20 protein-coding genes are annotated in these 24,894 nt (G+C 67.3%); 15 read left to right on the top strand and 5 right to left on the bottom strand.

The features are described from left to right. Nucleotides 1-2 precede the first annotated feature (2 nt). Nucleotides 3-2,510 carry a DNA gyrase/topoisomerase IV subunit A gene (locus tag AC5RWA_RS15540; protein WP_494058232.1) on the bottom strand — a complete coding sequence of 836 codons (2,508 nt, stop codon included), beginning with the start codon at nucleotides 2,508-2,510 and terminating at the stop codon, nucleotides 3-5. A 76-nt stretch (nucleotides 2,511-2,586) separates the two neighbouring features. Between AC5RWA_RS15540 and AC5RWA_RS15535 the strand changes: the two genes are divergently transcribed. Genes AC5RWA_RS15535 through AC5RWA_RS15520 form a run of 4 tightly spaced genes read left to right on the top strand, consistent with a single transcriptional unit; the run spans nucleotide 2,587 to nucleotide 8,009 of the window. After that, the gene (locus AC5RWA_RS15535) at nucleotides 2,587-5,271 is read left to right on the top strand and encodes a bifunctional acetate--CoA ligase family protein/GNAT family N-acetyltransferase (protein WP_494058231.1); all 2,685 of its coding nucleotides are present in this window, start codon (nucleotides 2,587-2,589) and stop codon (nucleotides 5,269-5,271) included. 42 nt (nucleotides 5,272-5,313) lie between these two features. Further along, nucleotides 5,314-6,057 carry a DUF5998 family protein gene (locus tag AC5RWA_RS15530; RefSeq protein ID WP_079597118.1) on the top strand — a complete coding sequence of 248 codons (744 nt, stop codon included), beginning with the start codon at nucleotides 5,314-5,316 and terminating at the stop codon, nucleotides 6,055-6,057. A gap of 1 nt (nucleotide 6,058) precedes the next feature. Further along, nucleotides 6,059-7,282 carry an alkaline phosphatase family protein gene (locus tag AC5RWA_RS15525; RefSeq protein ID WP_494058230.1) on the top strand — a complete coding sequence of 408 codons (1,224 nt, stop codon included), beginning with the start codon at nucleotides 6,059-6,061 and terminating at the stop codon, nucleotides 7,280-7,282. Beyond that, nucleotides 7,275-8,009 carry a thymidine kinase gene (locus AC5RWA_RS15520; RefSeq protein WP_275726252.1) on the top strand — a complete coding sequence of 245 codons (735 nt, stop codon included), beginning with the start codon at nucleotides 7,275-7,277 and terminating at the stop codon, nucleotides 8,007-8,009. The genes AC5RWA_RS15525 and AC5RWA_RS15520 overlap by 8 nt, the downstream gene beginning before the upstream one ends. 71 nt (nucleotides 8,010-8,080) lie before the next feature. Here AC5RWA_RS15520 and sepH read toward each other — a convergent pair whose 3' ends face one another. Continuing rightward, nucleotides 8,081-9,448 (bottom strand): septation protein SepH, encoded by a 1,368-nt coding sequence (gene sepH, locus AC5RWA_RS15515; RefSeq protein ID WP_494058229.1) that lies wholly within the window; start codon nucleotides 9,446-9,448, stop codon nucleotides 8,081-8,083. Between the two features lie 194 nt (nucleotides 9,449-9,642). Then, nucleotides 9,643-10,131, bottom strand: a complete 489-nt coding sequence (locus AC5RWA_RS15510; protein ID WP_115524614.1) for a DUF3093 domain-containing protein — start codon at nucleotides 10,129-10,131, stop codon at nucleotides 9,643-9,645. Between the two features lie 144 nt (nucleotides 10,132-10,275). On the opposite strand from AC5RWA_RS15510, the gene dut reads away from it, so the two are divergent. The 4 genes from dut (at nucleotide 10,276) to AC5RWA_RS15490 (ending at nucleotide 12,733) form a co-directional block, all read left to right on the top strand. Next, a complete protein-coding gene (dut, locus tag AC5RWA_RS15505; RefSeq protein WP_079597113.1) occupies nucleotides 10,276-10,800 on the top strand; it encodes a dUTP diphosphatase in 525 nt (174 codons plus the stop codon). 106 nt (nucleotides 10,801-10,906) lie between these two features. Beyond that, the gene (locus tag AC5RWA_RS15500; RefSeq protein WP_494058228.1) at nucleotides 10,907-11,620 is read left to right on the top strand and encodes a DUF3710 domain-containing protein; all 714 of its coding nucleotides are present in this window, start codon (nucleotides 10,907-10,909) and stop codon (nucleotides 11,618-11,620) included. Then, on the top strand, nucleotides 11,613-11,969 hold the full coding sequence (locus AC5RWA_RS15495; RefSeq protein ID WP_494058227.1) for a single stranded DNA-binding domain-containing protein: 357 nt from the start codon (nucleotides 11,613-11,615) through the stop codon (nucleotides 11,967-11,969). Before AC5RWA_RS15500 ends, AC5RWA_RS15495 begins: the two co-directional genes overlap by 8 nt. Next, nucleotides 11,966-12,733: a DUF3159 domain-containing protein gene (locus tag AC5RWA_RS15490; RefSeq protein ID WP_275726246.1), complete on the top strand. Its 768-nt coding sequence runs from the start codon at nucleotides 11,966-11,968 to the stop codon at nucleotides 12,731-12,733. The genes AC5RWA_RS15495 and AC5RWA_RS15490 overlap by 4 nt, the downstream gene beginning before the upstream one ends. Before the next feature lie 6 nt (nucleotides 12,734-12,739). On the opposite strand, the gene AC5RWA_RS15485 is transcribed toward AC5RWA_RS15490, so the two are convergent. Then, the gene (locus tag AC5RWA_RS15485; protein ID WP_494058226.1) at nucleotides 12,740-13,498 is read right to left on the bottom strand and encodes a potassium channel family protein; all 759 of its coding nucleotides are present in this window, start codon (nucleotides 13,496-13,498) and stop codon (nucleotides 12,740-12,742) included. Beyond that, nucleotides 13,495-14,169 carry a potassium channel family protein gene (locus tag AC5RWA_RS15480; protein ID WP_079597108.1) on the bottom strand — a complete coding sequence of 225 codons (675 nt, stop codon included), beginning with the start codon at nucleotides 14,167-14,169 and terminating at the stop codon, nucleotides 13,495-13,497. Before AC5RWA_RS15480 ends, AC5RWA_RS15485 begins: the two co-directional genes overlap by 4 nt. Nucleotides 14,170-14,288: 119 nt before the next feature. Here AC5RWA_RS15480 and AC5RWA_RS15475 point away from each other — a divergent pair, with 119 nt between their 5' ends. From AC5RWA_RS15475 to AC5RWA_RS15445, 7 genes are all read left to right on the top strand, one after another. Beyond that, entirely contained in the window at nucleotides 14,289-16,265 is a 1,977-nt protein-coding gene (locus AC5RWA_RS15475) for an APC family permease (RefSeq protein WP_494058225.1), read from the top strand. Next, nucleotides 16,262-17,653 (top strand): class I SAM-dependent RNA methyltransferase, encoded by a 1,392-nt coding sequence (locus AC5RWA_RS15470; RefSeq protein ID WP_494058224.1) that lies wholly within the window; start codon nucleotides 16,262-16,264, stop codon nucleotides 17,651-17,653. Before AC5RWA_RS15475 ends, AC5RWA_RS15470 begins: the two co-directional genes overlap by 4 nt. A gap of 153 nt (nucleotides 17,654-17,806) precedes the next feature. Then, the gene (locus AC5RWA_RS15465; protein WP_494058223.1) at nucleotides 17,807-20,632 is read left to right on the top strand and encodes an aconitate hydratase; all 2,826 of its coding nucleotides are present in this window, start codon (nucleotides 17,807-17,809) and stop codon (nucleotides 20,630-20,632) included. A 129-nt stretch (nucleotides 20,633-20,761) separates the two neighbouring features. Then, nucleotides 20,762-22,735 (top strand): 1-deoxy-D-xylulose-5-phosphate synthase, encoded by a 1,974-nt coding sequence (gene dxs / locus AC5RWA_RS15460; RefSeq protein WP_494058222.1) that lies wholly within the window; start codon nucleotides 20,762-20,764, stop codon nucleotides 22,733-22,735. Beyond that, nucleotides 22,732-23,349, top strand: coding sequence for a DUF402 domain-containing protein (locus AC5RWA_RS15455; RefSeq protein ID WP_494058221.1), 618 nt, complete (start codon nucleotides 22,732-22,734; stop codon nucleotides 23,347-23,349). The genes dxs and AC5RWA_RS15455 overlap by 4 nt, the downstream gene beginning before the upstream one ends. Then, nucleotides 23,346-23,906, top strand: coding sequence for a hypothetical protein (locus tag AC5RWA_RS15450; RefSeq protein ID WP_494058220.1), 561 nt, complete (start codon nucleotides 23,346-23,348; stop codon nucleotides 23,904-23,906). The genes AC5RWA_RS15455 and AC5RWA_RS15450 overlap by 4 nt, the downstream gene beginning before the upstream one ends. 9 nt (nucleotides 23,907-23,915) lie before the next feature. Beyond that, nucleotides 23,916-24,893 (top strand): aldo/keto reductase, encoded by a 978-nt coding sequence (locus AC5RWA_RS15445; RefSeq protein WP_494058219.1) that lies wholly within the window; start codon nucleotides 23,916-23,918, stop codon nucleotides 24,891-24,893. Nucleotide 24,894 lies beyond the last annotated feature (1 nt).

Raw genomic sequence — 24,894 nt, 5'->3', positions numbered from 1 at the left:
GTCTAAGCGGGATCCGGCCAGGCCATCGCGGGACCCACCGCCTCCACCGGCTGGGACAGCGGGACGCCGGACCCGTCACGCCGGCCGTGCTCCTGCGGCAGGGACCGTGCAACGCCGGCGGCCGAGGATGCCTTGGCCGGGCCATGCCCCGCCCAGGCCAGCAGCAGCGTGTCCTCGCCGCGCAGGAACCGGTGCGCCCGGACTCCTGCGGTGGCGCGTCCCTTGGCGGGGTACTCCGAGAAGGCGGTCACTTTTGCCGTACCCGGGGCGGTGCCGGGAAGGGCGCTGGTGGTGCCGGCGATGGTGACCACGACGGCGGCCTCGTCCTTGGGCTGGACGGCACCGAAGAACAGCACGCGGTCGTCTGCGGCGAGTTTGATGCCGGCCATGCCGCCCGCGGTGCGGCCCTGCGGCCGTACGACGGCTGCCCCGAACTTGAGCAGCTGCGCCTGACTGGTGAGGAACACCAGCTCCGCGTCATCCGCTCCTGCCGGCGCAACGCCCACGACGTAATCCTTGTCCTTCAGGGCGATGACTTCCCAGTCTTCGCGGTTCAGGGGATAGTCCGGCTGGACGCGCTTCACCACGCCCTGGGCGGTGCCGATGGCCAGCACCTCATCCAGCGGCGCGAACGCCACCAGCGTCTCGCCCTTCAGCAGGGTGATGAATTCCCGGGCCGGGACTCCGCCTGCGAGGTTGGGCAGCCCCGACATCGGCGGGAGGACCGGCATGTCCATGACCTGGAGGCGGAGCATGCGGCCCTGGGAGGTGACCGCGGCGATCTCCCCGCGCGCCGACGTCTTCACCACGGAGGTGAACACGTCGTGCTTGCTGCGGGGGCCGGCCTCGGCCAGCGGCTCCTGGTTGCTGGTGCGGGCCACTTGGCCGGACGCCGTCAGGATCGCCCAGCAGGGGTCATCCGCGATTTCCAGGGCCAGCGGCACGGCTTTGCCCTTCTTGCCCGTCACGGCGGCCATGTCCGCAGCAACGGTGGGGGAGACCGCTTCGGATTCCAGGAGCACTGTCCGGCGCGGGGTGCCGTGCTGCTCCGCGATCTCGCCGAGCTCGTCCGAGACCAGGGTGCGGAGCCGTTCCTCCGAACCCAGGATGGCTTCCAGTTCCGCGATCTCGCGGCGCAGCTCGTCCTGCTCCTTCTCCAGCTCGATGCGGGAGTACTTGGTGAGCTGCCGCAGCCGGAGCTCCAGGATGTAGTTGGCCTGGATCTCCGTGAGGTCGTAGATGGACATCAGGCGGGCACGGGCAGCGGCGGCCTCGTCCGAGGACCGGATGATCTGGATGACCTCGTCGATGTCCACGATGGCAATGAGGAGGCCCTCCACCAGGTGCAGGCGGTCCTTCTTCTTGCCCAGCCGGAAGACGGTGCGGCGGCGCACCACGTCGATCCGGTGGTTGACGTAGACGGTCAGGAGCTGCACCAGGCCCAGCGTCTGGGGCTGGCCGTCCACCAGCGTGACGTTGTTGATGCCGAAGGAGTCCTCCATAGGCGAGTAGCGGTACAGCTGCTGGAGCACGGCGTTGGGGTTGAAGCCGTTCTTGAGCTCAATCACCAGGCGCAGGCCGTGCTTGCGGTCCGTCAGGTCAACGATGTCGCTGATGCCGGTCAGTTTCTTGGCGTTGACGGCGTCCTTGATCTTTTCGATCACCTTCTCCGGGCCCACCATGTACGGCAGCTCGGTGACCACCAGGCCGGTGCGGCGGGCGGTCAGCTGCTCCACCTCCACCTTGGCCCGGGTCTTGAAGGAGCCCCGGCCGGTGGCGTACGCGTCACGGATCCCGTCCAGGCCCACGATCCGCCCGCCGCTGGGCAGGTCAGGGCCCGGCACGAAGCGCATGATGTCATCCAGCGTGGCGTCGGGGTTGGCGATCAGGTGCCGCGCGGCGGAGATCACCTCCACCAGGTTGTGCGGGGCCATGTTGGTGGCCATGCCGACGGCGATGCCGGTGGCGCCGTTGACCAGGAGGTTGGGGAACGCGGCGGGCAGGACATCCGGCTGGGTCAGCTGGTTGTCGTAGTTGGGGACGAAGTCCACCACGTCTTCGTCGAGGTGGTCGGTGAGCGTGAGGGCAGCGGCAGCCAGCCTGGCCTCCGTGTACCGCGGTGCCGCGGGGCCGTCGTCGAGCGAGCCGAAGTTGCCGTGGCCGTCGATCAGCGGCAGGCGCAGCGAGAAGTCCTGCGCCATGCGCACCATGGCGTCGTAGATGGCGGTGTCGCCGTGCGGGTGCAGCTTGCCCATGACTTCGCCCACCACGCGCGCGCTTTTGACGTGGCCGCGGTCCGGGCGCAGGCCCATGTCGCTCATCATGTAGAGGATCCGGCGCTGCACCGGCTTCAGCCCGTCGCGGGCATCCGGAAGCGCCCGCGAGTAAATCACGGAATAGGCGTACTCCAGGAAGGAGCCCTCCATTTCGGAGGTGACATCGATATCCACGATGTTCTCCGTGTAGGGGGTGTTGTCCACGGGAGGGGCTGAACTTTGGCGGCGGGCCATGGGGCGGGTAAATCCTTCTGGGGGTTACTGTGCAGCGTTCGGGGGTGCTGCGGAAGTTTTTGGCTAGGCTAAGCCTATGGTGGATCAGCCCGGGGACGGCGAATATCCGGAACATTGGGAAGCCGATGTCGTCTTGCGTGACGGCGGGACCGCGCATTTGCGCCCCATCCATCCCTCGGACGCCGACGCGGTCCAGACCTTCCACATGGGCCAGTCGCAGGATTCAATTTACATGCGGTTCTTCGCCTTCAAGGCCAGGCTGTCCAGCAAGGAGCTCAAACGCTTCACGGAGGTGGACTACAAGGACCGGGTGGCCTTCGTCATCACCAGCCGGGACGAGATCATCGGGATCGGCCGCTACGACCGGCTGGATGACCCCGCCGAGGCGGAGGTGGCGTTCAACATCGCCGACGCCCACCAGGGGAGGGGACTGGGCTCCATCCTGCTCGAACACCTGGCCGCTGCGGCGCATGAAAACGGGATCCGCCGGTTCAGCGCGGAGGTGCTGCCGGAGAACCGCAAGATGCTGATGGTGTTTTCCGACGCCGGCTATGACGTGAAGCGCCACTTCGACGACGGCGTCGTCAGCCTCGAGTTCAACATCGACCCCACCGAGAAATCCCGGGCCGTGATGGAATCCCGCGAGCACCGTGCGGAGGCGAGGAGCGTCCGCGACCTGCTGACGCCGTCGTCCGTTGCCGTCATCGGGGCCAGCCGCAAGTGGGGGACGGTCGGCTACCAACTCCTCGAACACATCATCGAAGGCGGGTTCCCCGGCCCGGTCTACGCGATCAACCCCGAGGCGCTGGAACTGGCCGGCATGATGTCTTATGGCAGCCTGTCCGAAGTACCGGACCCGGTGCAGCTGGCCGTGATCGCCGTTCCCTACGAGGAAGTTCCGCGTGTGGTGGCGGAATGCGCGGCGGCGGGCGTGAAGGGCCTGGTGGTGGCCTCGGCAGGCTTCGCGGACGACGGCGAACGCGGCCTCCTGCGCCAACGGGACCTGGTGCGGCAGGCCAGGGCGAACGGGATGCGCGTCATCGGCCCTGCCTCGCTGGGCATCGTGAACACGCACCCGGACGTCTCGCTCAACGCTTCAATGGCCCCCACCCTGCCCCTGCGCGGAGGCCTGGGCCTGTTCAGCCAGTCCGCAGCGATCGGCGTCTCGCTGTACGCCGCTTCCAGCCGGCGTCGGCTGGGCCTGTCCACGTTCCTCTCGGCGGGAAACCGCGCGGACGTCTCCGGCAACGACATGATGCAGTACTGGGAGGACGACGCCGACACCGCCGCCGTGGGCCTGTACCTGGAATCGATCGGCAACCCCCGCAAGTTCTCCCGCCTGGCCCGCCGGCTGGCACGCACCAAGCCGGTGATCGTGGCCAAGTCCGACACGATGGGCCTCCGCCTGCCCCCGGGCCATGCAGTCCGCACCACCCAGGCTCCGGCAGGGGCGCTGGACGCCATGCTGCGCCAGTCCGGCGTGATCCGGGTAGAGACCGTTGAGCAGCTGGTGGACGTGGCGCAGATTGTTTCCGGCCAGCCGCTTCCGGCCGGGCCCGGCCTGGCGATCTTCAGCAACTCCCAGGCGCTGGGCAAGGTGGTGGCCGACAGCGCCGCCGACCACGGGCTCAGTGTCACAGAGCTGGTGACGGGCGTGGACCTCGACGCCGGCCGCTCGGTCGCCCTGCCGGCCCTGCGCAGCGCAGTCCTCAAGACCCTGGAATCGGACACCGTGCACGCGGCCGTCGCCGCACTGCTCCCGGCCCGCGGCCTCACCGTGGACAGCATCGCCGAGGTCCTCGCCGAATGCTCCGCGGTGGCCGGAAAGCCGGTGGTGGCGGCGTTCACCGGAATCCTGGACTCCTCGGTCTACGTGGAAGGCATGGTGGGAAGCCTGGAACAGACCGTCCCCTGCTTCTCCAACCCCGGCGCCGCAGTGGCAGCGCTCGCGGCCGTGGTCAGGTATTCGGAGTGGGCATCGCGCGACCAGGGACATTTCGTGGAGCCCGACGGCTGCGACCCGCGGCGCGCTCAGGCCGAGCTCGGGGTCCTGCTCCGGGACGTCAGGGGGGAACAGCTCAAACAGCTTGACCCGGCGGCGGCCGCGTCCCTGCTGGGCCACTACGGCATCACAGTCCTCCCGTCGGTGGGCTTCGACACGCCGGACCAGGCCGTTGAGGCGGCCGAATCCCTGGGCTGGCCGGTCGCGCTGAAGACCACCGATCCCGCCCTCCGGCACCGGCTTGACCTGGGCGGCGTCCGCCTGGATATCCAGGACCCGGAGTCCCTGCGCCAAAACGTCCTGCAGATGCGCCGGGCGCTCGCCGCCTACGGCGACCCGTCCCTGGAAGTACAGACCATGGCGCCCGTGGGCCAGGCCTGCACGTTCCGGGCCATCGAGGACCCGCTGCTGGGCCCCGTGATTTCGTTCGGGCTGGCCGGGGACGCCACCAGCCTGCTGGATGACTGGTCCCACCGGGTGCCGCCGTTGTCCGCCGCGGACGTGCACGACTTCATCCGCGCGCCGCGGGCTGCCCGGAAACTGTTCGCCTACCAAGGACTGCCGGCCGTTGATGTGCAGGCACTCGAGGACCTTGCCGGCAGGCTCGCCTGGATGAAGGACAACCACCCGGAGATCGCCCTCGTGGAATTCAACCCGGTGCTGTGCGGAACGGCAGGGGCCACCATCCTGGCCGCGGACGTCCGGATCGGTAACGCCGCCCAGCGGACGGACAGCGCCCGGCGGGCCATGCTGGGCTGAGGCGGTTAGCAAAGTGGCGGGGCCATCTGTGAAAATAGGGTAATGAGCTCACAGCCTCCCGCGTCGGCCCCCGAAACGCCCGGCAATGACAACCAGGCCGTCCGCCACCACAGCTCACACAGCCACAGTTCCCAGGGCCAGAGCCTCGATGGCGCCCTGCAGAAGGCAGGTTTCTACCCCCGCCTCGTGGCCGACGTCGTGGACGATGCCCTGGACGGCCGCGACTGCGTCGCCCACCTGGTGCACCTGGAAACCCACTTTGACCGCGCCGAAGTCCGCCGCCACATCACGGTCCTGGTGCTGACCGCGGACATGCTGGTGATCACGCACGTTGACGACCAGCAGCTGGACGAGGCCGGCGAACAGATCGTCGCGCAGATCTCCACCGAATCCGTGCCTGTCTCCCAGATCCGTTCGGTGGTGCTCAGCTATATGTATGCCCAGCCGCAGGACTACAAGCCCTCCGATCCGGTCCGCGAACTGACGCTGTCCATCGCCTGGTCCGGCGGGCAGCGGCTGGATATGGGTCCCGCCAGCTGCGGTGACCCGCAGTGCGAAGCGGACCACGGCTACACCGGCACCATCGCCCAGGAGGACATCGTCCTGCGCATCAGCGCGGAAGCGGACGGCCTGCAGGCGGTCCAGGACGCCAAGCTCTTTGCCCGCGCGCTCCGCGCGGTGAACACGGGCTCCAGCAGCCCGGTTCCGCACGTGCAGTCACTGCCGCCAAGGCCCCGCGCCGGTGTATTCGGTACGCGCCTGAGCCGCGGCCACCAGCAGCGCTGAGATGCCGGAAGAACGCCACCCCGCCCCCAACGTCCCCTCCGCCCCGGCCGGCCAGGCTTCCGGCCTCCCACCGGCACCGGCCTACGGCCGGCGGTCTGTCGCCGACGTGCTCACCAGCGCGGCGGCAAGCCTCGGTATTGACAGTTTCGCCAACACGCTGGGCCTGCCCGCCGCCTCACGGGTGTGCGTGGTCCTGGCCGATGGCCTTGGCCGGAACCTGCTGAAGCAAAAAACCGCACACACCCCGTTCCTGCGGTCGGTCATCCAGGCCGGCCAGGGCGACATTCCGGTCTGGCTCGACTCGGCGTTCCCTTCCACCACCGCAGCCGCACTGGCAAGCTTTGGGACGGGCCTGCCTCCCGGGCAGCACGGCATGGTGGGCTACGACGTGCTCGACCCGGAGCAGGACAAGGTGGTCAACCTGCTGGGGAACTGGGATCCGGGCGTTGACCCGGAGCAGTGGCAGCCTTTCCCCACCGTGCTGGAGCGCGCTGCCGGGCAGGTGGACGTCACCACCATCAGCCTGCCCCAGTTCGGCGACTCGCCCATGACCCGGGCCGCCCTCCGCGGCGGCCGGTTCCTGCCTGCCACCACGGCCCACGCCCGGACGGCTGCCGCCGCCGAAGCCATGGCCGGTTCCGGCCCGTCGCTCATGTATTTCTACCTGAACGACCTGGACAAGGCCGGACACCGCTACGGCTGCCAGTCGGAGCAATGGGAGCACCAGCTTGAGGAGCTCGATGCCACCATGAAGCGGCTTCACGCCTCCCTTCCGGCCGGCACCAGCATCCTTCTCACGGCCGACCACGGCATGCTGGACGTGCCCGAGCAGCACCGGATCGACTTCTCCGCCGACCCCGCCCTGGTGGATGGCGTCCGGCACACTGCCGGCGAGCCCAGGATGGTGCACCTGTACCTTGAGGAGGGCGGCGACCGGGACCGCCCGCTCGCCGCCTGGCGCGCACGGTTCGGCGGACGGGTCTGGGTTTTCACGCGGGAAGAAGCGCTGGCCGCCGGCCTGTTCGGCGACGTCCGTCCCGCCGTCGAAGGCAGGATCGGTGACATCATGATCGCGGCGCGGGACAGCCTTGCCCTGTACGACACCCGGCGCAGCCGCCCCACCGCCATGGAGGTGGTGGGCCAGCACGGCTCGCTGACGAAAGCCGAGCGGGAGGTCCCGCTGCTGTTTTTCCAGGCCGGCGGCAAGGGCCCACGCCGTGGCTGAACTCGTGTTTTTCTCCGGCACCATGGACTGCGGCAAATCGACGCTCGCACTGCAGATGGACCACAACCACCGGGCGCGGGGACGGGGCGGGGTACGGTTCAGCCGGAACGACCGCGCCGGTGAATCCCGGATCTCCAGCCGGCTCGGCCTGGAAAAGGACGCCGTGGAAGTGGGCGACGGTACTGACTTCTGGGAGGAAGTCATGCGGCGGCGCACCCAGGGACAGCGCGTGGACTACCTGATCTGTGACGAAGCCCAGTTCTACTCGCCCGAGCAGGTGGAACAGCTCGCCAAAGTGGTTGACGAGATTGACGTGGACGTTTTCGCCTTCGGCATCACCGCTGATTTCCGCACCCGGCTGTTTCCGGGATCGCAGCGGCTCATCGAATTGGCGGACCGGGTGCAGGTGCTGCAGGTGGAGGCACTGTGCTGGTGCGGCCGCCGTGCCACGCACAACGCCAGGACGGTCGACGGCGTGATGGTCACCGAAGGCGCGCAGGTGGTGGTGGGCGACGTGGACATGGCACTGGAAACGACGGCTTCCGCCGGTGCCGGCAGTACTCCGGTAGTGGGCTATGAGACGCTGTGCCGCCGCCACTACATGAGGCGCGTCACCGCCCATGGTGCCAATCTCATGGCTGAGCAGGACCAGTTGCTGCCCTTCGAGGTGGACGCCTGCCTGTGGCGCGGCGCGGGCGGACCCGGCACGGGACAAGGCGCCCCATAGCTCTTAGCGGCTGCCACAGTAACTGACGGGCAGCTGGTGGGCGATGGAACTTCGGTGGCTGTTGGACCGTGCTAGTCGCCGCGGGTGCCGAAGACGATCTCATCCCAGGACGGCACACTGGAACGCTTGGGCCGGGACGGCTGGCGTTCCGGGGCGTCCGTCTCGGGCAACTGGCCTGTTGCAGGAGAGCCCTCGTCGTGGCGTGATGCCCTGCGCCGGACATTTCCACCCAGCAGTTCGTCGAGTCCGGCACCGGAAGACGGGGATGTGCCCGTTCCTGCGCCAGTACCGAGTGCAGGCCCGCCATCTCCCTCAGCGGATGGCGTGGCCACGGACGGACGCGTGGGGGACGCAACGATGGTGATTTCGCGCGTCTCGGTGCTGACGCCGTCGTGCAGCCGCAAGGCCTCTTCGGTGGGATCATGATGCGGCGGAATGAGGCTGAGCCTGGACAGCATCGAGGGGCGGGTGTCGCGCCGGCGGATGAAGGAATCGCCCTTGGCGGCGGGAGCGTCGTCGTTCTTTTCCTGCGGCTCCGCGTCCTGCTCTTCCGGTTCCGGAATGACTTCCGAGGGCCGCGGATGGGCGGCCGGCACGCCGTGCGTCAGCAGCATTGCGAGGGCGTCGTCGGAGTCCTCGTCCACGCCCAGCCGCTGTCCGCGGCGTGACCGGAGCATGTCCAGCAGGCCGTCCGACTCCTTGCCGGGAGACTGGACAGGCGCGGTGTGGCTGGCGGGGCCAGTGCGTGCGGTGTCCGCATCGGTCTCAAAGTCGAAGGGGCGGTCTGACACGGCCGAGAGGCGCCGGGCGGGGACGGGGCCGTCGAGAGGTTCAAGTTCACTGAGCTGCTGCGCCCAGCGGTTGGCATTGTGCAGGGACCTGCGCGCGGGGCTGAAAGTCCACAGTGCCGGCGGCTCCTCGCCGATGCCCGCCGTGCCGTCGGTTTTCGGCTCAAAACTGGCCGAAACTGTCCAGGTACCGTCCTGCCGGCGCCAGGAATCCCACTCAACTGTTGAGGGATCGATGCCATGGGCGGACAGCCGATGGGCCACCATCTCGGCGAGGGTTGCCGGGTTGTCACCGAAGGCTGAGCGGTAGGCGTCGTGGCCGGGGGAGGGCGTGGCAACCTCCACCTTGCGTGCCTGCTGCGCCACGTACTCCCGTTCCGCCAGGACAGGGCCCTCGTAGCGTTCAACCTTAGCGAGCGGCAGGCCGGACAGTTCAGCAACATCGGCTGCCGTGGCACCGGCACGGATCCGTGCCTGGATATCCCGAGGGGACATGGGAATGGCAGGCCGCTCGGCCGACCGCTTTCCCGTTGTCCGGCTCGCCGTCCTCAGCGCTTCGTCGATCGGCAGCTGGAACATCTCGCCGCCGGCACTGCTCAACAGGAGGTGCGTCCCGTCGTCGTGCACGCCTACAAGCCGTAGATCCTGCATACAAATCCTCCACCCTGGCATTACTATCAACCGAAACTCTGCCACCCGCTGCACCTGTTTTGGCTCAAGGGGCAGGGCGCGCCGCGATTTTCCGCAGGATCCGGGTACGTCCGGGGGAGGTAGGGGCAGGTAACGGGGCGGCAAGTCCCGCTGCAGGGGTTGCGAAGGGCCAGGCCCGAAGCCGGGGCCGGGTGCTACCTGCGGGTCAGGGCTGCCGTGAGTTGGTCAGGATTCCTGGTGGAGGCCAGCCAGTACGGTGTCCGGTCCGCCGGGTCGGTGATGTCCACCTTCACGACCGGATCGATCCAGCCCCGGATGCAGAGGTATGCCAGACCGTTGAGCCGCGTCCCGCGTTCCGCCGTTGCTTCCTCGCCGCGGAACTGCTGGACCGCTCCCACGAACTTGCGCTCGATGGTTGCCCGCCCCACGGTCAGGGCGTCATCGGTCACCACGATGCTGGGGGTGGACAGAACCAGGAGGACGGCAATGATGGCAAAAAGCACCGCTGCGGCGGTGTAGCCGGCGGCCGCGCTGATGGGGGCGAACACCAGGATCCCGGCCCCGGAGACGCCGGCCGCGATGATCCACATCCAGGCATTGGGCCAGAGCTTCTCTTTGTAGATCACCGGCGCTCCCGTGGACGGCTGGTGGGGAACGGGCGCAGGGGAGCTTGATTCGGGCATGCGCCAAGCTTTCCACCTTTGCCTGGCTATTTCATCTTGGCGCCCGGCCGCGCAGGACGTCCTGGCAGCGTCCCAGGAGCACGTCCTGGAGATAGAGGGCCCGCCCTAGGACGGATACGGGCGCGCGGGTTAGAGTGAGTGACTGTGACTGACCAACCCGCCACACTTGACACTGTTTCCGGCGACGCGCCCGCAGGCCTGGCCGCCGGCGCTCCGGCTCCCACCCTCGAAGTCCAGCTGAAGATGCTGGACCCCGGCCTCGAAGCGCCCTCCTACGCGCACCCGGGCGACGCCGGCGCCGACCTCCGTGCCAGGGAAGACGTTGTCCTGCAGCCGGGGGAGCGCAGGCTTGTCCCCACCGGGGTGGCCATTGCGCTTCCACACGGCTTCGTGGCCCTGATCCACCCCCGGTCCGGCCTGGCCACCAAGCACGGCCTCACCATCGTGAACGCCCCCGGAACAGTGGATGCGGGCTACCGCGGTGAAATTTCCGTCACGCTGCTGAACACCGATGCCAGCCAGGCCATAGAACTCCGGCGCGGCGATAGAATTGCGCAGATGGTCATCCAGCGCGTCGAGCATGCGCAGTTCATCCCCGTCAATGAATTGAGCGACTCCGTGCGCGGCACGGGAGGTTTCGGGTCAACCGGCGGCTTCAACCTGCCCTGAGCCTGATTCATTGCCCCGGCAGCTGGCCGGCCGGGGACAGCACAGAACGACGGCGGGGCCGCCTTGGGCCGGACCGGAACTTTCATAATTAAAGGAGACACCCCTCATGGTCTTTGGGCTCGGCAGGAAAGCCAAGAAGGAACAGGCAGCCGAACCGGACGAGCCGCTGACGGCCGCGGACGCCGCAGAGGCCGTTGCGGACGGCATCGGACGCCGCACCAGCGGGCCGTTCGATGAATCCGAGATCAGCAGCCGCGACGGCTACGTTGACCTTGGCGCGCTCCTGATCACCCCCAGCGAGGGCCTCCAGCTGCGCCTCGAGGTGGAGGAAGCCACCCAGCGCGTTGTCGCGGTCACCCTGGACCTCAACGGGTCCAGCCTCCAGCTGCAGGCGTTCGCCGCCCCGAAGACGGAGGAGCTGTGGGACGAGATCCGCGGCCAGATCGGGCAATCCGTGGGCGCCCAGGGCGGCCAGGTCGAGGAAATCGAGGGCACGTTCGGAACCGAACTCGTGGCCAAGCTTCCCGCAGGCCTCCCCGACGGCAGCCAGGGCTACCGTGTGGCCCGCTTCATCGGCGTCGACGGTCCCCGCTGGTTCCTCCGCGGTGTCCTCGGCGGTGCAGCGGCCCTGGAACGCCAGGCAGCAGAACCGCTCGAAACCCTGTTCCGGCAGGTGGTGGTGATCCGCGGCGACAGCCCCATGCCGCCCCGTGACCTGCTCCAGCTGCGGCTGCCCAAGGACGCAACCACCACGCCGCCGCCGGCTGCCCCCAACCTGCAGGAACCAGAGCGTGGGCCCGAAACCACAGCAATTGGCTGATCCTGTGCCAGGGGGAACATCACGCGGCGACGCCGCGATTACCCCCCTCAGTCAACTGCCGCCCAAGGGCCGCGTGCTCTGCCAGGGACGCATCGAATCCATCACCTACGTCCCGGCCGACCGGACGGCCGCCTTCAGCGCCATCGTTTCCGACGCCGAACCCGAACGGGCGGGAGTTGCGCAGGGCCGGCGTGCCAGGCTCCGCGTGGTGTGGCTCGGACGCAGGCGCGTGCCGGGGATTGAAGCGGGAACCGAACTCCGGCTTGAAGGCATGCTGTCCCGCAGTGAGGGCATGCCCACCATGTTCAACCCCCGCTACGAAATACTGTCCCACCAGGAGAACGAATGACCGCGCCCCAGCCCGACCCGTCCCAGTCCGAGGGCAGCGGCCAGGAAAGGGATCCGCGGACGCCCCAGGAGCCCTCGCCCGTTGCCGGCCTCGCCGCCGACTACGCTGCCAAGGCCGGCCTGCACCGTACCCACGACGGCCGGGTCGATGTCCTGCGCAGCGCCGGTGGAGTCCAGGGCATCGCCGAAAGCATCATGCCGGGCCTGGTCTTCCTGGTGACCTTCACCATCACCCAGGAACTTACGCTGTCCCTCATTGCCGCGCTGGCCGCGGCAGCGGTGTTTACGGTCGTACGGCTGATCCAGCGGCGGCCCCTCACCCAGGCACTTGCCGGTGTTGTCGGCGTCGGAATTTCCGCCTGGCTGGCCAACACCACCGGGAAGGCCGAGGACTTCTACCTCCTCGGCTTCTTCACCAACGCGGGCTACATCCTTGCGATGGCGGTCTCGGTCTTCATCAAGTGGCCCGTGGCCGGCCTGCTCTTTGGCTTCATCCGCAACGAAGGCCTTGACTGGCGCAAGGAACCGGACCGGCTCAGGGCCTACCAGCTGGGGACGTGGATCATCGTGGCTGTCCTGGCACTGCGGCTCATCGTCCAGGTTCCGCTGTACCTGATGGGCCAGGACGGCCTTGCCGCACTCGCCACCACCCGGCTCCTGATGGGCGCTCCGCTGTACATCCTGGGCGTCTGGATCGCCTGGCTGGTCACCCGGCCGGCGCCGGCCGACGACCTTGCAGGCGAGGGGCCGGCAGCGAAAGCCTGACGCCCCTTAGCCGTCGAAGCCGTCGTCCTCGGGCACCTGCTGCTCCGCGGGCGCGGCAACTGCCGGCTCTTCGCCTGCTGGACGCGCGGCACCGGCCGTTTCCGCGGCATCGGCGGAAAGCAGGGCGCGCAGATCGTCCTCCGCCGCGATGGTGGTGACGAAAAACAGCTCGTCGCCCCCGTCGATGACGTCATCACGGCTGGGAGTGATGGGGGCGTGGTCCCGCAGGATCGCCACCAGGGTGGAATCCTCCGGCCAGCGGATCTCTCCCACGGTCTGGCCAATCACGTGCGAATCATGGGGGACGGTAAATTCGACCAGCGCGGAAACGCCGGTCTGGAGGGTGAGGAGCCGGACCAGGTCGCCGATCTCCACGGCTTCCTCCACCAGCGCGGTCATCAGCTGCGGCGTATTCACGGCAACGTCCACGCCCCAGGAATCGTTGAACATCCAGTCGTTCTTGGGGTTGTTCACGCGGCCCACCGTGCGGCCGACGCCAAACTCGGTCTTCGCCAGCAAGGACACCACCAGGTTGACCTTGTCGTCGCCGGTGGCGGACACCACCACATCCGCTTCCTCCACCTTCGCGCCCTGGAGCGTACTCAACTCGCAGGCATCGCCCACCAGCCAGTGCGCGCCCCGAAGCCCGCTGCGCCCGATTACTTCCGGCTTGAGGTCGATCAGCAGGATCTCATGCTTGTGCGCCAGCAGTTCCCTGGCGATGGACGATCCGACGCTGCCTGCGCCGACGATAACGACTTTCACTGCATCTCCTTGGCGGGGGCTTTGGCCAGGATCTGGGCGACCTGCGAGCTGCGGTCAACCTGCAGCATGGCGTGCACGGTGTCGCCGTCCTGGTAGGCGGTTCCGGCGTCAGGCAGCAGTCCTTCACCGAAGCGGGTGAGGTAGGCCACGCGGACATCGGCCGCCTTCTCGATGCTGGTGATCCGGTGGCCGATCCAGCCGGCGTCGAGGTCAAGTTCGGCCAGGACCAGGCGTCCCGATGGTTCACGGAAGTCACCTGCGAGGTGCTGCTCGGGAAGGATGCGGCGCAGCACCTGGTCGGCGCTCCAGCGCACCGCCGCGACGGTGGGAATGCCAAGTCGCTGGTAGATTTCGGCGCGGCCGGGATCGTAGATCCGGGCGACGACGTGGGGGACGTGGAAGGTCTCGCGGGCCACCCGGGTGGCCAGGATGTTGGAGTTGTCACCGCTGGACACCGCGGCGAAGGCATAGGCCTCATCCACGCCTGCCTGCTTGAGGGTGTCGCGGTCAAAGCCGACGCCGGTGACCTTGCGGCCGGTGAAACCCTGGCGGAGCCGGCGGAAGGCGCGGTCGTCCTGGTCGATGATGGCTACGGAATGCCCGGCATCCTCCAGCGTGTGCGCCAGCGTCGCTCCCACCCGGCCACATCCCATGATCACGAAATGCGCCACCGTATCTCCTCTGTAATTCCGTCCAGGTCGTGCAGCTAGAACTCTACCGGCAGCCCGGCAGGTTCCTGCCGCTCCGATGCCGTCATGACATCACCCGGGAATCCGACTAGCTTTGTGGAGTGCTGACAATATTGAACGCCGTCAAACGCGTGCTGGTGGGCAGGCCATTCCGGAACGACCGCCTCGCCCATACGCTGCTTCCCAAAAAGATCGCACTGCCGGTTTTCGCGTCCGACGCCCTCTCATCCGTAGCCTACGCGCCGGATGAAATCCTCCTCACCCTGGCCCTGGCCGGTGTCACTGCCGTGGCGTTTTCACCCTGGGTGGGACTGGCCGTCATCGTTGTGCTCCTGACGGTGGTGGCCTCCTACCGGCAGAACGTCCACGCCTACCCCTCTGGTGGCGGAGACTACGAGATCGCCGGGGAGAACCTCGGCAAGTACGCGGGACTGACGGTGGCGTCGGCCCTGCTGGTGGACTACGTCCTGACCGTTGCCGTGTCCATTTCCTCGGCCGCGACATACCTCACCACCGCCGTCCCGTCTCTGCACGGTCAGCAGGCTTTGATCGCGGCCACCGGCGTCGTGATCCTTGCCCTGGTCAACCTGAGGGGCATTAAAGAGGCCGGGAGTGTCTTCGCTGTCCCGACGTACATCTTTATGGCCTCAATCCTTGGCATGACGGCAGTGGGCATCTTCCAGGCAGCCACCGGCCAGCTTGGCGAAGCACCGTCGGCCGCGTTTACGATCGTGCCCGCCCCCGGCTTTGACGAGGGGCTGGTGGGTCTGGCCGGCGCGTTCCTGCTGCTCCGGGCCTTCTCTTCGGGAGCCGCGGCGCTTACCGGTGTTGAAGCGATCAGCAACGGCGTGCCCAATTTCCGCCCCCCGAAAAGCAAAAACGCCGCCACCACGCTGCTGCTGTTGGGCGTGATCGGCGCCGCGATGCTGGCAGGCATCATCTACCTGGCCAACGCCACCAAGGTCCATATCGTCCTGGACCCCGCCACCGAGTTCCTGCTGAACGGCAGCCCGCTGCCCGAGGGCTATATCCAGAACCCCGCCATCAGCCAGATCGCCCAGACCATCTTCGGTTCCGGGTCCATTCCGTTCTACATTGTGGTGGCGGCCACCGGCGTCATCCTCGTGTTTGCGGCCAACACCGCCTTCAACGGCTTCCCGGTCCTGGGTTCCATCCTGGCCCAGGACGGCTACCTTCCCCGGCAGCTGCGGACCCGCGGCGACCGGCTCGCCTTCAGCAATGGCGTCCTTGCCCTCGCAGCCGGTGCGCTGGTGCTGATCATCGCGTTCAACGCGGACGTGACCAAACTCATCCAGCTCTACATCGTGGGTGTCTTCATCTCCTTCACCGCCAGCCAGCTGGGCATGATCCGGCACTGGGGCCGGGAGCTGAAACTGGCCAAGGACAAAGCGGTGCGGCGCCGCATGCTCAAGTCCCGCACCATCAACAGCATCGGCTTCGGCATGACGGCGCTGGTCCTGGTGATCGTCCTGATCACCAAATTCGAGCAGGGCGCGTGGATCGCGTTGCTCGCCATGTTCGTGCTTTTCCTGATCATGTGGAGCATCCGGGCGCACTACGACAACGTGGCCAAGGAGCTCGCAGTGGACGAGGACTCATCGCCGCGCGCTTTGCCCACCAGGGTCCACGCGGTCCTGCTGGTATCCCACGTCCGCAAGCCCGTGCTGCGGGCCCTGGCCTACGCCCGCGCGTCCCGGCCTTCGCGGCTGGACGCCATCACCGTGGACATCGACACGGAGGAGACAGCCCAGACAGTAGCCGACTGGGACAAGCTCGAAATCCCCGTGCCGCTGACAGTGCTGGCAAGCCCCTACCGTGAAACGGTCAACCCCATCATGGAGTACATCAAGCAGATGCGGCTTGATTCACCGCGCGACCTCATCGTGGTGTACATCCCCGAATATGTCGTGGGCAAGTGGTGGGAGCAGCTGGTGCACAACCAGACCGCGCTGCGCATCAAGACGCGGCTGCATTTCGAACCCGGGGTCATGGTGGCCAGTGTCCCGTGGCAGCTCAAATCATCCGAAGAAGCAAAGAACCTCCAGGACGTCCAATGATTGCCAGAACATCCACCACAGCAGCCCTGACGCCGGATGCCGGCGGGCACGCCGGCGAAGAAGCGGTTCTCGACCTTGGGCCGATTGCCCACGGCGGCCACACCGTTGCCCGGCACGAGGGACGCGTCATCTTTGTCCGGCACGGCATCCCCGGCGAAAAGGTCCGGGTGCGGCTGACGGACGCGGAGGACAAAGCCAAGTTCTGGCGCGCCGACGTCGTCGAAGTGCTGGACGCCTCACCGGACCGCGTGGAGCACTTCTGGCGCCCGGCCGATGCCCGCCGCGCGTGGGGGCACGGCCATCCGCCCGTGGGCGGTGCGGAATTCGGGCACATTGCCCTGGCGCGGCAGCGGAGCCTGAAGGCCGAGGTGCTGGCCGAGCAGCTCAGCCGGCTGGCCGGCGTCGAGCACCTGCCGCCGGGGCTGGATGCCAACGCGGTGGAGGCCGTGGGGGAAGCGTCCGACGGCGGCAGCGGGCTGGGGTGGCGGACGCGCGCCAGCTTTTCGGTCACCCCCGGCGGCAAACTTGGCATGCACGCCCACCGGTCCGGGCACATCGTTCCCGTGCGGGAGATGCCGCTGGCCACCGACCCAATCAACAACCTGCGGCTGTGGGACATCGACCTGCAGGGCATCGAACGGGTGGAGGTGGCTGCCCCGGGCAACGGTTCCCGGCCGCTGGTGCTGCTCGCGCCGGCCCCCGGGACAAAAGCCAAGCGGCTCAACGCCATCGCGGCCGCCCTGCCGGAGGACGTCTCGGTTGCCTCCTTCGACCCGGCCACGGAAGACGTGCGGCAGGTCCGGGGCCGCATGTGGGTGCAGGAATCGGCGGCGGGGCACGACTACCGGGTCACCGGTGCCGGGTTCTGGCAGATCCACCGTGACGCGCCCGGGGCACTTGTGGGGGCTGTCACAGAATTCCTGCACAGCGGCGGATTCCTGCATGCCGGCGCCGTGGTGGCAGACCTCTATGCCGGTGCCGGCCTTTTCACGGCCGTGCTGGCCGACGCAGTGGGGGAGACGGGCTCCGTGCTGTCCGTTGAAGGTGCTCCCGGAACCAGCCGGGACGCGCGCAAGAACCTGCACGCAGCGCCGCAGGTGGAGATCGTCCAGGGCCGCGTGGAGCGGATCCTCCGCCAAAAACCGCGGAATTTCGACGCCCTGATCCTGGACCCGCCCAGGGCCGGCGCCGGCAAGGCGGTGGTGGGCCAGCTCGTGGCGTCGCAGCCGCGCGCCATTGCCTACGTGTCCTGCGATCCGGCGTCGTTCGCCCGTGATGTAGGTTACTTCCGGCAGTCCGGCTGGGACCTGGCGGGGCTCAGGGCCTTCGACCTCTACCCCCATACCCACCACATGGAGACCGTTGCCCTACTGACTCCCGGCGGATGATGCCACTACTATGGGGCGTAGTAGTCCCACGTCGCGCTCCGTAATCACGGCCGGCCGTGTGCAATTTTCGGGCCCGGAACTAATTAGGGCGTCCTAACTAGCAGGCGGTCAACCGCGCGACAAAGATGAAACTGTTGCGAGAGGAGTCCTGCGATGAGCACTGTGGACAGCTTCGGTTCAAAAGGCAAACTTAATGTAGCCGGAACCGAATACGAAATTTTCCGGTTGAACTCCGTTGAAGGTGCAGAAAACCTTCCGTTCAGCCTCAAGGTATTGCTTGAAAACCTGTTGAGGACCGAGGACGGCGCGAACATCACTGCCGATCACGTTCGCGCCTTGGCCGGCTGGGATCCCAACGCCCAGCCCGATACAGAAATCCAGTTCACGCCGGCACGCGTGATCATGCAGGACTTCACCGGCGTCCCCTGCGTGGTGGACCTGGCGACGATGCGTGAAGCCGTCAAGGAACTGGGTGGAGACCCCAAGCGGGTCAACCCGCTGGCACCTGCCGAGATGGTCATTGACCACTCGGTCCAGATCGATGCATTCGGCAACTCCGGCGCGCTGGAGCGCAACATGGAGATTGAATACCAGCGCAATGGCGAGCGTTACCAGTTCCTGCGCTGGGGCCAGACCGCATTTGACGACTTCAAGGTGGTTCCCCCGGGAACCGGCATCGTGCACCAGGTCAACATCGAATACCTGGCACGCACCGTCATGACCCGCGAGGTTGACGGCGCCCTCCGCGCCTACCCGGATACCTGCGTCGGCACCGATTCGCACACCACCATGGTCAACGGCCTGGGCGTGCTCGGCTGGGGCGTCGGCGGCATCGAAGCCGAGGCAGCCATGCTCGGCCAGCCCGTCTCCATGCTCATCCCGCGCGTGGTCGGCTTCAAGCTCAGCGGCAGCATCCCCGCAGGCGCCACCGCCACCGACGTTGTGCTGACCATCACCGAGATGCTCCGCAAGCACGGTGTAGTGGGCAAGTTCGTCGAGTTCTACGGCGAAGGCGTGGCCGCAGTGCCGCTCGCCAACCGCGCCACCATCGGCAACATGAGCCCGGAATTCGGTTCCACCGCCGCCATGTTCCCCATCGACGACGTCACGCTGGACTACCTGCGCCTCACCGGCCGGTCGGACCAGAACGTGGCACTCGTGGAGTCCTACGCCAAGGAACAGGGCCTCTGGCACGATCCGTCCCGCGACATCAAGTTCTCGGAGTACCTGGAACTGGACCTGTCCACGGTTGTGCCGTCCATCGCAGGCCCCAAACGCCCGCAGGACCGCATCGAGCTGACCGAGGCCAAGGACGAGTTCCGCCACGACCTCAAGAACTACGTCTCCCACGACGCCGACGCCGGCACCCTGGACGAGTCGCTCGAGGAGACCTTCCCGGCCTCGGACTCGCCCTCCTTCACCGCCGGAGCCACGCACATCTCCGACACCGACCGCGAACCGCCGAAGTACTCGGCAGCGCACGGCGGCGCCGGCCGCATCTCCAGCCCGGTTCCGGTCAAGATGGCCGACGGACGCGAGTTTGAGCTGGACCACGGAGCGGTGACCATCGCCTCCATCACGTCCTGCACCAACACGTCCAACCCTTCGGTCATGCTCGCCGCCGCCGTGCTGGCCCGCAACGCCGTCGAAAAGGGCCTCACCGCCAAGCCGTGGGTCAAGACCTCCGTCGCCCCCGGCTCGAAGGTCGTCACGGACTACTACGAAAAGTCCGGCCTGACCCCCTACCTGGAGAAGCTGGGCTTCTACATCGTGGGCTACGGCTGCGCCACCTGCATCGGCAACTCCGGCCCGCTGGAAGCCGAAGTCTCCGAGGCAATCCAGGCCAACGACCTCGCCGTCGCTGCTGTCCTCTCGGGCAACCGCAACTTCGAAGGCCGCATCAACCCGGACGTCAAGATGAACTACCTGGCCTCCCCGCCGTTGGTCATCGCGTACGCCCTGGCCGGTTCCATGGACTTCGACTTCGAAACCGATGCCCTCGGCAAGGACGAGGCCGGCAACGACGTCTTCCTGAAGGACATCTGGCCCAACCCGGTTGAGGTCCAGCAGGTCATCGACTCCTCGATCGACAAAGAGATGTTCGCCAAGGGCTACGAAGGCGTCTTCGACGGCGACGCGCGCTGGAAGGCGCTCGACACCCCCGCCGGCGACACCTTCGCCTGGGACCCGAACTCCACCTACGTCCGGAAGCCCCCGTACTTCGAGGGCATGCAGGCGCAGCCGGAGCCGGTCACGGACATCACCGGTGCCCGCGTGCTCCTCAAGCTGGGCGATTCGGTCACCACCGACCACATCTCCCCGGCCGGTTCGTTCAAGTCCGACACCCCTGCCGGCCAGTACCTGCTGGCCAACGGCGTGGAGCGCAAGGACTTCAACTCCTACGGCTCCCGCCGTGGCAACCACGAGGTCATGATCCGCGGAACGTTCGCGAACATCCGCATCAAGAACCAGATCCTGGACGGCGTCGAAGGTGGCTTCACCCGCGACTTCACCCAGGAAGGCGGCCCGCAGGCTTACGTGTACGACGCCGCGCAGAACTACCAGGCAGCCGGCACCCCGCTGGTGGTCCTGGCCGGCAAGGAGTACGGTTCCGGCTCGTCCCGTGACTGGGCCGCGAAGGGCACGGCCCTGCTGGGCGTCAAGGCCGTCATCGCCGAGAGCTACGAGCGCATCCACCGCTCCAACCTCATCGGCATGGGCGTTCTGCCGCTCCAGTTCCCGGCCGGCGAGTCCGCCGCGACGCTCGGCCTGGCAGGCACGGAGACGTTCTCCGTTGAGGGCGTCACCGCCCTGAACGAGGGCACCACGCCCAAGACCCTCAAGGTCACCGCAACCGCCGAAGACGGATCCACAAAGTCCTTCGACGCGGTCCTGCGCATCGATACCCCGGGTGAAGCGGATTACTACCGCAACGGCGGCATCCTGCAGTACGTGCTGCGCCAGATCTCCGCGAACTAGCGGTAACTGCCCAGCAGGCACCACCATCCCGAAGCCCCGGCCGGTCACCGACCAGCCGGGGCTTCGGCTTTGCATTTGTACCAAGGCGTTAGAGTTAAACGGCACGTCTACCACCCGAAGGAGGGGTCATTGGGAATCTTGGACACCATCCGGAATCCGCAGGACCTGAACGAGTTAACCGAAGAACAGCTCAAGCAGCTGGCTTCGGAGATCAGGGATTTCCTGATCACGAACGTCTCCCAGACGGGCGGACACCTCGGCCCTAACCTTGGCGTGGTGGAACTGACGCTCGCCGTGCACCGCATCTTCGAATCGCCGCGTGACAGCATCGTCTTCGACACGGGCCACCAGTCGTACGTCCACAAGCTGCTGACCGGCCGCCAGGATTTCAGCACCCTCCGCCAGGAAGGCGGCCTCTCGGGTTACCCGTCCCGCGCGGAGTCAGAGCACGACATCGTGGAAAGCTCGCACGCTTCCTCCTCGCTGTCCTGGGCCGACGGCATCTCGCGTGCCCGGCAGCTGACCGGCCAGGGCGACCGGCACGTCGTCGCCGTCGTCGGTGATGGCGCCCTGACCGGCGGCATGGCTTGGGAAGCCATCAACAACATTGCCGCCGACAGGCGGCGCCGCGTCGTCATCGTGGTCAACGACAACGGCAGGTCCTACGCGCCCACCGTTGGCGGTTTCGCGGACTACCTCGCCTCGCTGCGCCCCACCATCGACTCGTTCCGCGCGGCCCCCGCGTACGAGGTGGCGCTGGACTGGTGGAAGAAGAAGCTCCAGAACGGCGGCCCGGCGGGCCAGTTCACCTACAAGAGCCTGCATGCCATGAAGAAGGGCATCAAGGACTGGTGGGCTCCCCAGGGCATGTTCGAGGACCTGGGCATGAAGTACATCGGACCGGTTGACGGGCACAACCTCCAGGCCATGGAGCATGCCCTCGCCACGGCCAAGCACTACAACGGGCCCGTCATTGTGCACGCCATGACCGAGAAGGGTCACGGCTACGCCCCCGCCCGTGCCCACGAGGCCGACCAGTTCCACGCCGTGGGCATCATCGATCCGGAAACGGGCGAACCCACTGGCACCGCGGGTGCCCAGTCCTGGACCTCCGTGTTCGCCAACGAAATCGCGGCCATCGCGGACGAGCGTGACGACGTCGTAGGCATCACCGGCGCCATGCTGATTCCCGTGGGGCTGCACAAGTTCGCTGCCAGGCACCCGGCGCGGGTCATCGACGTCGGCATCGCCGAACAGCATGCCCTCACCGCTGCTGCGGGAATGGCCTTCGGGGGCCTGCACCCGGTGGTGGCGGTCTACGCCACGTTCCTCAACCGCGCCTTCGACCAGCTGCTCATGGACGTCGCCCTGCATAAGGCAGGCGTCACCATCGTCCTGGACCGTGCAGGCGTCACCGGGCCAGACGGCGCCAGCCACCACGGCATGTGGGACATGTCCATGGTCCAGATCGTTCCGGGGCTCCACCTGGCCGCGCCCCGCGACGCCACCCGGCTCCGCGAGGAACTTCGGGAGGCCGTTGCCATCAGCGACGCGCCCAGCGTGGTCCGCTTCTCCAAGGGGTCCGTCGGCGCCGAAATTGAAGCACTGGAACGCCTCAGCGACGGCGTTGACGTCCTGGCCCGCCGTCCCTCCGGGTCCACCGAAAACGATGTCCTGATCATCAGCGTCGGTGCCATGTCAGAGCTTGCCCTGGACGTCGCCAACCGGCTGGGCGCGCAGGGCATCAGCACCACCGTCGTGGACCCGCGCTGGGTGCTTCCGGTCCGCCGTTCCATCATTGCGCTGGCCTCGCACCACCGGCTGGTGATCTGCATTGAGGACGGCGTGCGGGCCGGCGGCGTGGGCTCGCGGATCCGGCAGGAAATGCGCGCGGCAGGCGTGGATACCGCCCTGAACGAGGTGGGCCTGCCGGTTGAGTTCCTGGACCACGGCACCCGCAAGCAGGTCCTGGAACGCGTTGGGCTGACCGCCCAGCAGATAGCGCACGACGTCGTCGCGCAGGTTCTGGGAACAAAGGTTCCGTTCGCGCGTCCCCTGCCTGGGCAGCAGCACCCCACCACCGGCAGCCTTCCCATCCTGTGAGGGGGGAAGTTGAGCTGAAGTATCCGGGGGTCCTGCGGGAGCCGGCGGCGGAGGACCACCCCGCGGGGACCCGTGTTCCGGAGGGCCTGGAGCCCGGACAGCTGGTGGTGGCGCGCAACCGTAAGTGGAACGGCAAAGCCCACTGGGTGGTGCCGGGCCGCTACCTGGGCGAGGACCGGCACGGCTGGTGGATTTTCCAGGGCACCAACGAATTCTGTTCCCGGCCCGGTGCCGCCTTTTACACCAAGTCCGACGCCGTGCTCCTGGTACCCCGCGACGGCGACTGGGTTGCCACCTTCTACGATGACGCCCACCCCGGCGGGGTGCGGATCTACATCGACCTGGCCGTCGCGCACGAGTGGAACACCATCCGCCCGAAAGTCACAGAGTTCCACGTCATCGACATGGACCTGGACGTGGTCCGGACGGTCAGCCGCGGTGTCTTTATTGACGACGAGGACGAATTCGCTGAACACCGGGTGGCGATGGACTACCCCACAGCGCTGGCAGAGTCCCTCCAGGCCTCCGCAGAAAAGCTTTACCAGGCCGTCAAGGCACAGCAGGCACCCTTCGACGGCACCGACGTCGAATGGTTCACAAAGGGACGTGGATGAGCGGAATAGTCAGGGTCTACAAGCGCGACGACGAGGGAACCCTCCACTTCAGGGAGGCCTGGTTCGACGAGGACTACGCCCAGTTCGTGATGAACTTCGGCGTCGTGGGACACCAGAGCACAACGGAAGAGACGGACGTCGCCGACCCCGATGCCGCCGAGGGCCTCCTGGACGCCTTCGCCGTGCAGTGCGCCGAGGACGGCTACGCGGAGATCCCGGAGGGGGAACAGTTCTGGGTGGTGGCCCAGTTCGCCCTGAAGACCAGGGAAGGCACCGACCGGGACCGCTACCTGGAGGAAAAGGCGAAGGACGCCCTCATCAGCCACCTCGCATGGCGGGGGCTCGGTACCGTGGAGCGCTCCGAATTCACCGACTACAAGCTGAACATCTTCTGCCTTTGCCCGGAAGTGAACAAGGCCGTCAACGCCATCAAGATCTGCGCCCGCGGCGAGGACCTGGACTTCACCAAGCTCAGCATCGGAGCCGCGCCCTTCAATGAGCCGGCCAACTTCAAACTCAAGCACTCCGGCAAGCCCGCCACCGGCTTCAGCCTCTAGGAGCCGTCCGTGACCACGTACCGCCGCGTTGGAAAATCCGGCCTGACCGTCTCCACGGTGGGCCTGGGCTGCAACAACCTTGGCCGCGCCAACACCGCCACCGAATCCCAGGAGGCCACCGACGCCGTGGTCTCCGCGGCCCTCGATGCCGGGATCACCCTGTTCGACGTCGCCGACACGTACGGCCGCGAACCCGGGCTGAGCGAAACCATGCTGGGAAAGGCCCTGGGCAACCGGCGCGCGGACGTGGTCCTGGCGACCAAATTCGGGATGGACATGAAGGGTGCCAGCGGCCTCGACTTCGGCGCCCGCGGATCACGGCGCTACATCATCCAGGCGGTGGAAGCCTCGCTGCGCCGGCTGGGCACGGACTGGATCGACCTGTACCAGTTCCACACGCCGGACCCGCTGACGCCCATCGAGGAGACCCTCGCCGCGCTCGACGCGCTCGTCAGCAGCGGAAAAGTCCGCTACATCGGCAACTCCAACCGGGCCGGGTGGCAGATCGCCCAGGCTGAGTACGTGGCGCGGCAGCTGGGTGGAGCCCGCTTCATCTCCACCCAAAACCATTACAACCTCCTGGACCGGCGCGCGGAACTCGAGGTGACTCCCGCAGCAGAGGAATTCGGGCTGGGGGTCCTCCCGTACTTCCCGCTGGCCAACGGGCTGCTGACGGGCAAGTACGCGCCCGGCCACGCACCGGAGGGGTCCCGGCTCAGCCATACCCGCACGAACATGGTGCACGACGCCGACTGGGAACAGCTGGGCGCGTTCAGCCGGTTCGCCAAGCAGCGCGGCCTGACCGAAATCGAGGTCGCATTTTCCTGGCTGGCGGCCCAAAAGTCCGTGGCCAGCGTTATTGCCGGTGCCACCAGGCCAGAGCAGGTCCGGCAAAACGCCGCAGCGGCAGACTGGGTGCCCTCGGATGCAGACCTCGCCGAGCTGGACAGCATCTTCCCCGCAGCGCCCAAGATCGCGCTCTTCTAGG

The organism is Arthrobacter sp. 210 2 (assembly GCF_059093025.1).
The sequence above is the reverse complement of the archived record's forward strand: the minus strand, read 5'-3'. Positions and strand labels throughout refer to the sequence as shown.

What these genes read in the sequence shown, in the direction of transcription:
- AC5RWA_RS15525 (WP_494058230.1), top strand. Translation starts at nt 6,059, where the DNA reads ATGCCGGAAGAACGCCACCCCGCCCCCAACGTCCCCTCCGCCCCGGCC.
- sepH (WP_494058229.1), bottom strand. Translation starts at nt 9,448, where the DNA reads ATGCAGGATCTACGGCTTGTAGGCGTGCACGACGACGGGACGCACCTC.
- AC5RWA_RS15490 (WP_275726246.1), top strand. Translation starts at nt 11,966, where the DNA reads ATGACCGCGCCCCAGCCCGACCCGTCCCAGTCCGAGGGCAGCGGCCAG.
- AC5RWA_RS15450 (WP_494058220.1), top strand. Translation starts at nt 23,346, where the DNA reads ATGAGCGGAATAGTCAGGGTCTACAAGCGCGACGACGAGGGAACCCTC.
- AC5RWA_RS15470 (WP_494058224.1), top strand. Translation starts at nt 16,262, where the DNA reads ATGATTGCCAGAACATCCACCACAGCAGCCCTGACGCCGGATGCCGGC.
- AC5RWA_RS15465 (WP_494058223.1), top strand. Translation starts at nt 17,807, where the DNA reads ATGAGCACTGTGGACAGCTTCGGTTCAAAAGGCAAACTTAATGTAGCC.
- AC5RWA_RS15530 (WP_079597118.1), top strand. Translation starts at nt 5,314, where the DNA reads ATGAGCTCACAGCCTCCCGCGTCGGCCCCCGAAACGCCCGGCAATGAC.
- AC5RWA_RS15510 (WP_115524614.1), bottom strand. Translation starts at nt 10,131, where the DNA reads ATGCCCGAATCAAGCTCCCCTGCGCCCGTTCCCCACCAGCCGTCCACG.
- AC5RWA_RS15535 (WP_494058231.1), top strand. Translation starts at nt 2,587, where the DNA reads ATGGTGGATCAGCCCGGGGACGGCGAATATCCGGAACATTGGGAAGCC.
- AC5RWA_RS15500 (WP_494058228.1), top strand. Translation starts at nt 10,907, where the DNA reads ATGGTCTTTGGGCTCGGCAGGAAAGCCAAGAAGGAACAGGCAGCCGAA.
- AC5RWA_RS15540 (WP_494058232.1), bottom strand. Translation starts at nt 2,510, where the DNA reads ATGGCCCGCCGCCAAAGTTCAGCCCCTCCCGTGGACAACACCCCCTAC.